The sequence below is a fragment of the Evansella sp. AB-rgal1 genome (assembly GCF_041820985.1).
Taxonomy (GTDB): Bacteria; Bacillota; Bacilli; order Bacillales; family Salisediminibacteriaceae; genus Evansella.
In genome coordinates this window covers 185103-196182 of sequence record NZ_JBGUAU010000008.1, presented here as the reverse complement: position 1 = coordinate 196182, position 11080 = coordinate 185103, and the positions used below count along the sequence as shown (strand labels likewise).

Annotated in this window: 16 protein-coding genes; all 16 read right to left on the bottom strand. The window is 37.5% G+C overall.

Annotation, left to right across the window (positions count from 1 at the left end):
- Positions 1 to 64: 64 nt before the first annotated feature.
- The gene (locus ACERII_RS09095; RefSeq protein ID WP_373641730.1) at positions 65 to 319 is read right to left on the bottom strand and encodes a DUF3905 domain-containing protein; all 255 of its coding nucleotides are present in this window, start codon (positions 317 to 319) and stop codon (positions 65 to 67) included.
- Position 320: 1 nt separating this feature from the next.
- Positions 321 to 497: an alpha/beta-type small acid-soluble spore protein gene (locus ACERII_RS09090; RefSeq protein ID WP_373641729.1), complete on the bottom strand. Its 177-nt coding sequence runs from the start codon at positions 495 to 497 to the stop codon at positions 321 to 323.
- A 51-nt stretch (positions 498 to 548) separates the two neighbouring features.
- Positions 549 to 830: an EscU/YscU/HrcU family type III secretion system export apparatus switch protein gene (locus ACERII_RS09085; protein ID WP_373641728.1), complete on the bottom strand. Its 282-nt coding sequence runs from the start codon at positions 828 to 830 to the stop codon at positions 549 to 551.
- Positions 827 to 2092 carry a hypothetical protein gene (locus ACERII_RS09080; RefSeq protein ID WP_373641727.1) on the bottom strand — a complete coding sequence of 422 codons (1266 nt, stop codon included), beginning with the start codon at positions 2090 to 2092 and terminating at the stop codon, positions 827 to 829. Before ACERII_RS09080 ends, ACERII_RS09085 begins: the two co-directional genes overlap by 4 nt.
- A 31-nt stretch (positions 2093 to 2123) precedes the next feature.
- Positions 2124 to 2903, bottom strand: coding sequence for a ribonuclease HII (locus ACERII_RS09075; RefSeq protein WP_373641726.1), 780 nt, complete (start codon positions 2901 to 2903; stop codon positions 2124 to 2126).
- A 439-nt stretch (positions 2904 to 3342) separates the two neighbouring features.
- On the bottom strand, positions 3343 to 4197 hold the full coding sequence (ylqF, locus tag ACERII_RS09070) for a ribosome biogenesis GTPase YlqF (RefSeq protein ID WP_373641724.1): 855 nt from the start codon (positions 4195 to 4197) through the stop codon (positions 3343 to 3345).
- Positions 4198 to 4208: 11 nt separating this feature from the next.
- Positions 4209 to 4754, bottom strand: a complete 546-nt coding sequence (gene lepB / locus ACERII_RS09065; protein WP_373641723.1) for a signal peptidase I — start codon at positions 4752 to 4754, stop codon at positions 4209 to 4211.
- A gap of 215 nt (positions 4755 to 4969) precedes the next feature.
- Positions 4970 to 5311, bottom strand: a complete 342-nt coding sequence (gene rplS, locus ACERII_RS09060) for a 50S ribosomal protein L19 (RefSeq protein WP_373641721.1) — start codon at positions 5309 to 5311, stop codon at positions 4970 to 4972.
- Between the two features lie 113 nt (positions 5312 to 5424).
- On the bottom strand, positions 5425 to 6180 hold the full coding sequence (gene trmD / locus ACERII_RS09055) for a tRNA (guanosine(37)-N1)-methyltransferase TrmD (protein WP_373641720.1): 756 nt from the start codon (positions 6178 to 6180) through the stop codon (positions 5425 to 5427).
- Entirely contained in the window at positions 6180 to 6701 is a 522-nt protein-coding gene (rimM, locus tag ACERII_RS09050; protein WP_373641718.1) for a ribosome maturation factor RimM, read from the bottom strand. The genes trmD and rimM overlap by 1 nt, the downstream gene beginning before the upstream one ends.
- Positions 6694 to 7113: a YlqD family protein gene (locus ACERII_RS09045; RefSeq protein WP_373641717.1), complete on the bottom strand. Its 420-nt coding sequence runs from the start codon at positions 7111 to 7113 to the stop codon at positions 6694 to 6696. Before ACERII_RS09045 ends, rimM begins: the two co-directional genes overlap by 8 nt.
- A 160-nt stretch (positions 7114 to 7273) precedes the next feature.
- Positions 7274 to 7501 carry a KH domain-containing protein gene (locus ACERII_RS09040; protein WP_373641715.1) on the bottom strand — a complete coding sequence of 76 codons (228 nt, stop codon included), beginning with the start codon at positions 7499 to 7501 and terminating at the stop codon, positions 7274 to 7276.
- A gap of 37 nt (positions 7502 to 7538) precedes the next feature.
- The gene (gene rpsP / locus ACERII_RS09035) at positions 7539 to 7811 is read right to left on the bottom strand and encodes a 30S ribosomal protein S16 (protein ID WP_373641713.1); all 273 of its coding nucleotides are present in this window, start codon (positions 7809 to 7811) and stop codon (positions 7539 to 7541) included.
- A 100-nt stretch (positions 7812 to 7911) separates the two neighbouring features.
- Entirely contained in the window at positions 7912 to 9261 is a 1350-nt protein-coding gene (gene ffh, locus ACERII_RS09030; protein ID WP_373641712.1) for a signal recognition particle protein, read from the bottom strand.
- An 11-nt stretch (positions 9262 to 9272) separates the two neighbouring features.
- Positions 9273 to 9602 (bottom strand): putative DNA-binding protein, encoded by a 330-nt coding sequence (locus ACERII_RS09025; protein WP_373641710.1) that lies wholly within the window; start codon positions 9600 to 9602, stop codon positions 9273 to 9275.
- A gap of 460 nt (positions 9603 to 10062) precedes the next feature.
- Positions 10063 to 11061, bottom strand: a complete 999-nt coding sequence (ftsY, locus tag ACERII_RS09020) for a signal recognition particle-docking protein FtsY (RefSeq protein ID WP_373641708.1) — start codon at positions 11059 to 11061, stop codon at positions 10063 to 10065.
- Positions 11062 to 11080 lie beyond the last annotated feature (19 nt).

Below are 11080 nucleotides of genomic sequence, written 5' to 3'. Positions count from 1 at the left end.
CTAAGAAAAAAAAAAAACAACCACACCTATAATAAGTGTGGTTGGAATAATGTTGAAAAGCTCTCTAGTCCATACTGTCCTCATTTTCCCTCCACTTTTTTTCTCCTACTTGATGAGTAGGATGCATAAAGCGCTCATCAGGTAAATCACGGTTCTTCATATTTGTTTCAAGGAATATCCGTGAGTTATCTGAACCAGGAAGTGGCGCTTCCTCTTCCTCTACCCAGTGATCACCGGACATGATAGCCGGGTCAATCTTATCACTCCAATGCTCTAATGGTGTCTCAGGATTTGGTTCGAATTCTCTTTTTTTCTTCATTTCATTTCTTCTCTTTAGGCTTTTTATCCATTACTTTTTTTGTAACGGAGTTTATGCTAGCCTGTTGCTCTGTTTGAACGGTTGAATGATAAACACCAAATTCCTGAGCGATTTCTTCACGATATTGATTTAAAAATTGATCTGCTTCTTTTGGAACTAGACGAGAACGTTTATTCATTTCGTCACCCTCCTTTTGCTTTTAGGGTGACCATTAAACAAGAAATGAAACTTAGGAATTTTTCCCTTTCGATTTCTTATCAACTTGATATATAAAGGCAAAAACTTCTGCAACAACTCCATACAACTCAGAAGGTATCTTATCATTAATGGAGAGTTCAGCTAACATTCCAGCCAAAGATGAATCATGTATAATTGGAATTTCAGCTTCTTCTGCCTGTTTTACTATCTCCTCGGCAATGATACCTTTTCCTGTAGCTTTGACAATAGGAGCTTCTTCTTTCTCATCATACGTTAATGCGGTTGCTTTTTTTCTCTTCCATTGTTCTTTCATATTCGAATGTCAACTCCTTGATAATCATTCACCTTGTTGATGAAAGTAGGAGGATCTATTTTAGGTTGTTTCCATATTACAGTAGAAAGTTTATAGTCAAGCTTGGAGAGACTTTCCTTTAACGTTGGTACTAAATCATCTATTATTCCTTGCGGTTTTTCCCTCTCGTTATAAACCGTAACAGAGATTATCCTATTTTGTATTTGAATGTCTACAATAACATCAGCTAAGTAACTCATCTCCAGAAAAAAAAGAATGCGGCAATAATCCCCATTTATCTCTCCAGAAGTATTTCTTTTTCCTTGCCATTGAATTGTAAGGTCACGGTATCTTCCCATAAAATAAAGCGGCAGCTGCATTACCATCTGCTGTAAAACAAAATTATTTTCCACAGACAGGAGCTGTAACGCTGTTAATCGATGAATCAAGAATTCCGCTTGTAACCTATTGTCAGTAGAAGGTGACGAGTGCTGAAGAAATTCGAGGAGCAAATTTTTTAATAATTCTCCTCTAGATAAAATATCACGACTATCATTCATCGGCATTCCTTTTAACCCTACCCTTTCGAATAAATGTAACAACGAAGCGGTAGTTATTTGTTCTTTAATGATTTGAACCGTCTCATCAGAACTAGAAACATTACGAAAATGTAAATTCTGTAACAAATGGTATAACTGGGGGAAGGTACGGAATAGACCTGAATCCTGTAAGCTATTCTTCAACTTTCCAATTGTTTCTCCAAATGATTGTTGTGAATAAAGAGTTTCCAAACATATAAATGTTTCTTTTGATATTGGTAACCCTCTTTTTATTAGTTGTATCAGTAGATTGATACTATCCTGATTGTTTCGAGAAGACTGTTGCACAAGGGCAATCCCATCCTTTACTTGCTTCGGTGAAAATGGTATTTGATCTCTTATTAATTCTGTCATTACCTTTTCCTGAACTTCTCCTTTGGTTAATCCAATCTGTTGCAAAAGAGGAGCACTATTTTTTTCTAAAGGAGAAACATTCTCTAATACTTTCAAGCGAGGTAATCCGTCTCCTCCCAACACTTGGAACCAGTACCGGGATCCCTTTTGTAATTGTGCTTCAAGTTTCGCTGTTATGGTCATACCACCTAGCTTCAATTGAGCTAATTGTCCAGGGTAAATTTGCGTAATCACACCTTGAAATAGTTGACCAGGTCGTAAATGAAACATTTTTGTGTTATTCGTATCAATTCCTTGCATTAAATTAACAAGGGATGAAGAAGGAAACATTTTTACTCCCCCAAAAATAGCAGCTTTATAACTAAAATAATGTCATTGTCTGTTGAACAGGTGTAAATGTACGTCGATGCTCTTTCGTAATTCCATACGTTTGTAAGGCTTGTAAGTGTTCTTTTGTTCCGTAGCCCATATTACTATTGAAGCCATATTGAGGATATATAAGAGCAAGCTCCTCCATGTATGTATCTCGGGTAACTTTTGCTATGACCGAACTAGCAGCAATACTAATACTTTTGGAATCACCTTTAATGAGTGACGTTTGAGGTATATTGACAGTTAATTTCATTGCATCTAATAATAAGTAATCAGGCTGTTGTTCCATTTTGCGAATTGCGCGCCCCATTGCAAGTTTCGTAGATTCATAGATATTCATTTGGTCAATTTCCTCGGTCGTCGCCATTCCTATACCATAACTAATTGCTCTTTCACGAATTATTTGATCAAATTCATCTCTTTTTTCTTTGGACAGTTTTTTTGAATCGGTTAATCCTGGTAAATAAAAGTCTTTCGGTAAAATAACACAGGCAGCTACAACAGGTCCTGCAAGCGGGCCTCGTCCCACCTCATCAACTCCACCAATAAAATCATACCCATTATTCCATAAATTTTCTTCATATTTTCTCATGACAAAGAATGTGTCTTTCAACTTTTGTTCCTTTGCCAATTTATTTTGCCATGAACGATGTATCGCCTGAACACCTTTACGCTCATCTTCTTTTATTAATTTGATAAACGGATCATTCGTATCCGTAATGGTTGCTAATCTTGCTTTAATTTCTTGAATTGAGTTTTCAACTGCCATGATTATGTAGGTCTCCTCTAAATAAAATAATACTGAGTGTCTTTTTCCTTATTGGTATGTCTACCCTGAAAATACTGTTATCAAGTGGAGTTAAACTATCATGTATTAACAACTTTGTTGGTTTGTATTCCATTCGTTCCAGCCTGCTCGCTTTCCTAGGGGAGCTGCCGAGTCACCTTCGTCAATTCCGCCTAAGCACGGTGTCTCGCCCCTACTCTTCTTCCCACAGGACTTTGAATAAGCATCATTGAAACCACACCGCACGAAGAAAAATGCGTTAGCATTTATCAAGGAGTCTTGCTGGCTTCTACTCATTCCAAAGAAAAATGAATGTTACTATAATACTTCATAACGTATTTTCATCCATCATGGTCAAATTTAACTTTCACCAAAGGATCTGTTCCAAATAAGATAGAGCTGAAAAAGTAAAGCTACTTTTTCAGCTTAATTTTGGTGGATATTCCAACGAAATGTTTCCAAGAGTGCCCGAACGAAATTCTCGAAACAATAATTCAGCAACTCGATCATAATCAATCTGACCGCCAGCCATGAGACAGCCTCTTTTTCTCCCTATAACATCGTATAGTTCAACGATATCTTCAGGTATTTCATCTAGTTGATATCTATCCTTTAATCTTTCGGGATAAGCTTCACGCAAGTATTTCAATAAGAATACCGTTGTATCTTGAAAATCAAATATGGTCTCTTTAATTGCACCTGTCAACGCTAAGCGATAACCAACGGCTTCGTCTTCAAATTTTGGCCACAAGATACCAGGTGTATCTAATAGCTCCATCTCTTTCCCTACTTTTATCCACTGTTGTGCTTTTGTTACCCCAGGCTTGTCTCCAATTTTTGCAATGCGTTTATTCGCAAGTCGATTAATAATAGTTGATTTCCCAACATTCGGAATACCTAATATCAATGCCCTTATTGCTCTGGGGTTCATCCCTTTTGATTTCCACTTCGTAATAAGTGGTTCTGCTAATTGAGTAACAACTTGAGGAACCTTTTGTACTCCTGTACCTTTTTGAGCATCAATTTGCAGTACTGCGAAATTCTTCTTCTTAAAATAACTCATCCACTGTTCTGTAGCAGCAAGGTCTGCTAAGTCCGATTTATTTAATAAAATCAATCTTGGTTTCCCTTTTGCTATTTCATCTATAACCGGATTTCGCGAGGATAAGGGAATACGTGCATCCACCAACTCCATTACAACATCAATTAATTTAATTTTCTCTTTTGCTTCTCGTTTTGCCTTGGCCATATGACCAGGAAACCATTGTATAGACACGCTAAAACCTCCTACTCAACAATACGTAAATCAGAGAATGGCCAGAAGACTAGGTTCGCCTTACCCACTACCTCTTCAAAGGCAACTACCCCAATATGACGACTATCTTTACTGTGTTGACGATTATCTCCCATGACAAAAATATGACCTTCAGGAATTCGATCATAACGTGTAACTTCGTTCAGATGGAAGTCTGCTGTATATGGCAACCTCGTGGCACCTTCTTTAAAACCATCCAAATACGGTTCTTCTACCTTTTCTCCATTAATATATAAGACATCATTTTCATAATACAATGTATCACCAGGTAGACCTATTACTCGTTTTATATAATCTTTATTCTGCGGAGCATGAAAGACGATAATATCAAATCGATCAGGTTCACCAATGGTATAACCAATTTTATTAACTATCATACGATCATTATGTTCTAATGTTGGCATCATAGATTGGCCATCAACTACAATTGGTGCAAAAAAGAAGTATCTAATTACAATAGCTAGTAACAAAGCAACTGCTACTGCTTTGATCCACTCCCATGATTCAAGTTTCGTCATTCGTTTCACCCTCCAACTTCTCATTTTTAGTTGCTGACTATGAAACTGTACTAACTATATGTATGTATAAAAATAGTTACTTTTTATTTACTTATTTACTTATTTACTTATTTACTTATTTTATCATATGCCACACTATAACTCGTACTAATTTTCTCGAAAAAGCAAAGCTTTGTATGAAAAAGAGGACTTGTTTCCAAGCCCCCTTTGATTCATTATTTTTCTCTAATACGAGCTGCTTTACCACGAAGTGCACGTAAGTAATAAAGCTTCGCACGACGTACTCTACCTCGGCGAGTTACCTCGATCTTATCGACACGTGGTGAATGTACAGGGAATGTACGTTCAACACCTACACCGTAAGATACCTTACGAACAGTGAATGTTTCACTAATTCCAGATCCTTTAAGTTTGATTACAACACCTTCAAACACCTGAATACGCTCACGAGTACCCTCAACAACTTTTACGTGTACACGTAATGTATCCCCAGGACGGAATGATGGTAGATCAGATTTCAACTGATCTTTCGTAATATCACGAATCATTTGTTCCATTCTGTTCGCCTCCTTCCCTCCAGACATTCATACCTCTTAAAACTGGCAGCGGAACATCTTGATCAAATGGCTAAAAGCCACAAAAACTATAATACCATATATTAAGGCTGGTCTCAACTATTATCTTGATTTTCTCTTAATTGCTTTAAAAAAATTTCGTCTTCCTGTGTTAACTTCATCTGTTCCAGCAAATCAGGCCGTCGTTCAAATGTCCGTTGTAACGATTGTTGTCGTCTCCATTGGTCAATCCGTTGATGATGACCTGAAAGCAACACCTCTGGTACTTCATAGTCTAAAAACTTTGCTGGACGTGTATAATGGGGATATTCCAGCAATCCAGTACTATAAGAATCTGTGATAGAAGATGTCTCATTTCCCAGTGCCCCAGGCAAGAGTCGTGTAACACTATCAGCGATTACCATAGCTCCTATTTCTCCACCTGTTAATACATAATCCCCAATGGAAATTTCATCGGTAACTAGGTGCTGTCTAATTCGTTCGTCATAACCTTCATAATGACCACAAATAAGAATGATATGCTCTTCTTTTGCTAACTCTTCCGCCTTCTTTTGACTGTAGCGCTCTCCCTGTGGGCAAAGTAGAACGACTCTAGGAGAAGAATAACTTCCGGCCTCTAGATGCTCTCTCGTTGCTTGTACAGCATCAAAAATGGGTTGTGGTGTTAATACCATTCCACCACCACCGCCATAAGGATAATCGTCGACACGATTATGTTTGTCCTTTGTATATTCTCGGAAGTTAATAACATCATATTGAACAAGCCCCTTTTCCTGAGCTTGCTTCAAGATAGAATTATGGAAAACACCAGTAAACATTTCTGGAAACAAAGTTAAAACAGAAATCTTCATTACTCGAGCAACCCTTCCATCGGTCGTATAATAACATTCTTTTCATCAATATTAATCTCTACTACTACTTCATCAATATATGGAATAAGGATATCTTTTCCTTTTTGTCTACGTTGAACAACCCATACATCATTTGCACCTGGTGATAAAATCTCTCTTATTTTCCCTAGTTCATCTCCTTCTACTGTAAATACAGTAGAACCGATGATTTCATGATAATAAAACTCACCTTCACTCATTTCATCCTCTAATTGATCATGATGAATCTGTAATAATGAACCTTTAAACTGTTCTACATCATTTACATTCGGATAGTTTTCAAACGTAAGTAAATCAAATTGTTTATGTTGGCGCCATCCCGTTATTTTTAGAGGGGTACGCTCCCCAGTTTCTTTTAAGACATATAGGGTATTTCCAGTAGCATACCTTGCTTCTGGAAAATCTGTTCGAGAGATTACTCGAACCTCACCACGAATACCGTGAGTATTTACGATTTTGCCAACATTAAGCCAATCAGTCATCTTCTTCTACGCCTCCTTGGCGAATTTCATGAACAACTCCATCTTTTATAACAATTTCCGTTCCTTTCATTATTTCTTCCCAATTATCTCCTTCTTCAACCTGTTCAATCATTTGAATTGTTCCTTCACGAATCTCTGATCCTAGTTCCAGTTCATCTAACTGGCCTAACTTTAATTCCAAATGTCTTAGACGTTCTTTTCTTCTACTAACTTCACGTTGAAAGCTTTCTTTTAATGATGTTTGATAACTCACATTATTTTTATTCGCTTTTAATTTTTTATGTAAAACAAACTCAAGCTGCTGAATTTCTTTATTCAATTGATATTGCCTACTAAGAAATTGCTCCTTCAGTCTCGTTTTGCTTTTTTCCGTTAGAATTTGCTTCACAATCACTTTTTTTATGATTTCCACAAAACCACACCTCCGCATATAATTTTGTCAGAGAATATATCTTTTGGTTAGCGTTCTTATGTTGTTGTAAAGTTCCAATTTCTATGTTTGAAAACAGTTAAAAATTTATGAAAACAAAAATCTATATATATGGAAAAAGGGAGAGGACACTCCTCACCCTTTACCCAATCTCTAAATTAATACGCTTGTCTTTATTTGCTCCAGCTGCATTTACAACGGAACGAATTGCTTTGGCAATACGACCTTGCTTCCCAATTACTTTCCCCATATCATCCGCATGTACTTCAAGCTTTAGTGTGAGTGATCGACCATTTTCAACCTCTGTCACACGAACGTCTTCTGGGTGATCTACAAGGGCTTTTGCTATTGATTCTACTAGTACTTTCATGTCACTCACCCTTTTGGGTTATTTCCACACGAAAAACTTATTTACCGTTCTTCGCATTGTGAAGCTTTTCCATTAGGCCTACGTTTGAGAACAAGTTACGAACAGTGTCAGAAGGTTTTGCTCCGTCTAACATCCATTTCAATGCTTTTTCTTCATCTACGTTAAATTCCACTGGGTTTTTCAATGGATTGTAAATTCCAAGCTCTTCAATAAAACGTCCATCACGTGGAGAACGAGAGTTAGCAACCACTACACGATAGAAAGGAGATTTTTTAGCTCCCATACGCTTTAAACGAATTTTAACTGCCATGTGTTTCACCTCCAAATTTCATTCACACAATTAAGTATATTATCATAAACTTCGCTGAGTAACAACCCCAGTAAAGTAAAAAAACTTTACACACCAAATTTTACATAAAAGGAAGATTAAATCCGCCCTTTTTCTTTCCTTTTCCTTTTTGCATTCCCGCCATTTGTTTCATCATTTTCTTCATCTCGGCAAATTGCTTGATAAGTCGATTCACTTCTTGGACGGTAGTACCGCTACCTTTAGCAATTCTGCGTCGTCGACTAGCATTTAAAAGGGAGGGATCTTGTTTCTCGGCTTTCGTCATAGATTGAACGATAGCTTCAATATGTCCCAGTTGTTTATCATCTACTTGGACATTTTTTAACCCTTTCATTTTACCTGCACCTGGAAGCATCCCTAATATTTCATCTAAGGGCCCCATACTTTTTACTTGATTTAATTGCTCTAAAAAATCGTCAAATGTAATGTCATTTGTACGCATTTTACGCTCTAGTTCTCTTGCTTTTTGTTCATCAACACTAGATTGGGCTTTCTCAATAAGAGTTAACACATCCCCCATCCCTAGTATGCGAGATGCCATTCGTTCTGGATGGAAAGGCTCGAGCGCATCTACCTTTTCTCCCATACCAGCAAATTTAATTGGTGTATCTGTAACTGCTTTAATAGATAATGCGGCACCGCCACGTGTATCTCCATCAAGCTTCGTTAGAACAACACCTGTTATTCCAAGCTTTTCATGAAAACTTTCGGCTACGTTTACTGCATCTTGACCTGTCATAGCATCAACTACCAATAATATCTCGTCTGGTTTCGTTAGCTCTTTAATTTCAGCTAACTCATTCATTAAATCTTCATCTACATGTAAACGACCAGCAGTATCAATAAGTACATAATCATGATGATCTTCTTTCGCCTTTGTCATTGCGTTTTTCGCAATTTCAACAGGGCTCACTTGATCACCCATAGAAAAAACAGGCATATTCAACTGTTTTCCAAGTGTCTCCAACTGTTTAATTGCAGCAGGTCGATATATATCCGCTGCAACCATTAACGGTTGTCGATTATGTTTTTTTCTTAAATGATTTGCAAGTTTTCCAGTAGTTGTTGTCTTACCAGCACCTTGTAAACCTACCATCATAACGACAGTCGGAGACTTTGAGGAAACAGCAATTTTACTTTGTTCCCCACCCATAAGTGCCGTTAATTCTTCATTTACTACTTTAATAACTTGTTGACCTGGTGTTAGACTCTGTAGTACCTCTTGACCTATTGCTCTTTCTTTTACATCAGCAATAAATTTTTTCACAACTTTAAAGTTTACATCCGCTTCCAGTAGCGCAAGTCGAACCTCTCGCATCATTTCCTTCACATCAGCTTCGGAAACCTTACCTTTACCACGAATTTTGTTTAAAGTACCTTGCAAACGTTCTGCTAAACCTTCAAATGCCATTTATTTGCCCCCTATTCCAGCTTCTCGAGCTCATCAATAATCTCGATCATAGTATCGGGACTTCCTTTATCCTGTATAATTAACTTCAGTCGTTGAAGCAAAGACTGTCGCTCCTCATACCGTTGTAAAAGCATCAACTTATTTTCATATTCCTCTAACAAAGCTTCTGTACGACGAATATTATCGTAGACCGCCTGTCGGCTAACAGTAAAATGTTCTGCGATCTCACCTAATGACCAATCATCTAGATAATACATCGTCATATATTGATTTTGCTTATCTGTAAGAAGCATTTGATAAAAATCGTACAAATAGTTCATGCGGATTGTTTTTTCAATCAAAAATCACACCGCCTTGTTAAGGTGTTTTGCTTTACACTAGTTATCATATAAGACAGAAGGAAGACTGTCAAGTTTTTTACCTTGACTCATTAAATTTTATTGATTTATTTTCCGTCTAAAATGGAAAGTATTTTTATCTAGTAAGTCAATCTTTCCTCAATTGTAGTTATTTACTTACATGGAATCTAGCCTGAAAATACATGATCATAACTGGACCCCTAAACTTATATTGAATACTAACTTTGCGGGCTCTTATTCCATTCGTTTCAGCCCATTCGCTTTCCTAGGGGATCTGCCGAGCCTTCTACGCTCCTTCGTCGCTCCGAAGTCTCGCCTCTGCTCTGCACCCCACAGGAGTCTCATGGGCTTCCACTCATTCCATATAAAGTGGATAGTTCTAAACTACTTGATGACGTATTTTCATTCGCCATGGTGCAAATTTCATGCGTCCTTAAATCATTTATTGTTCTGCTGCTTCTTCTGCTTTTTCCAGTATATCTGAGAATAAGCCGTGTACGTATTGGTCTGCGTGGAATTCTTGTAAATCGTCCATACCTTCTCCTAGTCCTACGAACTTAACTGGTATATCTAACTCATGACGAATGGCTAGTACAATCCCGCCTTTTGCGGTACCATCAAGCTTCGTTAACACGATCCCAGAAACATCTGTTGCTTCCCCAAATGTTTTCGCTTGGCTCATGGCATTTTGACCTGTTGTAGCGTCCAATACTAACAACACTTCATGCGGTGCATCAGGTATCTCACGAGTAATAACCTTTTTCACCTTTTCAAGCTCTTTCATTAAGTTTACTTTATTTTGCAACCTTCCAGCAGTATCGCATAACAACACATCTGCCTGGCGGGATTTAGCTGCTTGTATAGCATCAAACATTACAGCGGCTGGATCTGATCCTGCTTGTTGTTTTATTACATCCACACCAACACGCTCTCCCCATACTTCTAATTGTTCAATAGCCCCCGCACGGAATGTGTCTCCTGCTGCTAATAACACATTTTTCCCTTCTTGCCTAAATTTGTGTGCAAGTTTTCCAATTGTCGTTGTTTTTCCAACCCCATTTACACCTACGAAAAGAATCACAGTAAGTCCATCCGTCTGCATGTTTAGCTTTGTCTCTTCTTCTGATTTTTGAAGAAGCTCTGCTAACTTTTCAGAAATAACTGGTTGGATATCAATTGCCTCGCTAATATTTCTCGTACGAGCTTCATCTTTAAGCTCATCGATTAAGTCCATAACAGTATGAACACCTACATCAGCAGAAATTAAAATATCCTCCAACTCTTCGAAAAACTCTTCGTCCACTTTTCGATAATTTTTTACGAGGTCATTCATTTTTCCAACAAAGGAGTCACGTGTTTTCGTCAAACCATCTTTAAACTTTTCTGTTACACTATCTGTTTGATTTGTAATTTTTTCTTTCAGTTTCTTAAAAAAGCTCATTGATATTTCCTCCATTGTT

Coding starts and splice junctions, on each gene's coding strand:
- ACERII_RS09095 (WP_373641730.1), bottom strand. CDS start 319: ATGAAGAAAAAAAGAGAATTCGAACCAAATCCTGAGACACCATTAGAG.
- ACERII_RS09090 (WP_373641729.1), bottom strand. CDS start 497: ATGAATAAACGTTCTCGTCTAGTTCCAAAAGAAGCAGATCAATTTTTA.
- ACERII_RS09085 (WP_373641728.1), bottom strand. CDS start 830: ATGAAAGAACAATGGAAGAGAAAAAAAGCAACCGCATTAACGTATGAT.
- ACERII_RS09080 (WP_373641727.1), bottom strand. CDS start 2,092: ATGTTTCCTTCTTCATCCCTTGTTAATTTAATGCAAGGAATTGATACG.
- ACERII_RS09075 (WP_373641726.1), bottom strand. CDS start 2,903: ATGGCAGTTGAAAACTCAATTCAAGAAATTAAAGCAAGATTAGCAACC.
- lepB (WP_373641723.1), bottom strand. CDS start 4,754: ATGACGAAACTTGAATCATGGGAGTGGATCAAAGCAGTAGCAGTTGCT.
- rplS (WP_373641721.1), bottom strand. CDS start 5,311: ATGGAACAAATGATTCGTGATATTACGAAAGATCAGTTGAAATCTGAT.
- trmD (WP_373641720.1), bottom strand. CDS start 6,180: ATGAAGATTTCTGTTTTAACTTTGTTTCCAGAAATGTTTACTGGTGTT.
- rimM (WP_373641718.1), bottom strand. CDS start 6,701: ATGACTGATTGGCTTAATGTTGGCAAAATCGTAAATACTCACGGTATT.
- ACERII_RS09040 (WP_373641715.1), bottom strand. CDS start 7,501: ATGAAAGTACTAGTAGAATCAATAGCAAAAGCCCTTGTAGATCACCCA.
- rpsP (WP_373641713.1), bottom strand. CDS start 7,811: ATGGCAGTTAAAATTCGTTTAAAGCGTATGGGAGCTAAAAAATCTCCT.
- ffh (WP_373641712.1), bottom strand. CDS start 9,261: ATGGCATTTGAAGGTTTAGCAGAACGTTTGCAAGGTACTTTAAACAAA.
- ftsY (WP_373641708.1), bottom strand. CDS start 11,061: ATGAGCTTTTTTAAGAAACTGAAAGAAAAAATTACAAATCAAACAGAT.